Genomic DNA, 277 nt, shown 5'->3' with positions numbered 1-277 from the left:
CAAGCCCTGACCAATGCCATGGTGCGCGCGCTGAAGTGGATCCAGAAGGCCGGTCCCTCCGACATCATCAAGGCCGTCCCGGAAAGCTATCTGCTGGGCGACCGTTCGCTCTACATCGATGCCTTCATGAAGGTGCGCCAGGCCATTTCGCCGGACGGCTACTTCCCGCCGGGCGGTCCGGATACCGCGCTGCGCACGCTGAAGGCCTTCGAGCCCTCGCTGGCGGACAAGCAGATCGATCTGTCCAAGACCTTCACCAATTCCTTCGTGCAGAAGG

General features: G+C 62.5%; 1 protein-coding gene. It reads left to right on the top strand.

Features of this window, described 5'->3' with window-relative positions:
- A partial coding sequence (locus ACZ3GY_RS23865; RefSeq protein WP_465912204.1) for a hypothetical protein occupies positions 1-277 on the top strand: 277 nt, incomplete at both ends.

This window comes from Pseudomonas sp. PME37.24/006, from assembly GCF_055556635.1.
Note: the sequence above shows the minus strand (reverse complement) of the source record. Positions and strands in the feature narration are given on the sequence as shown.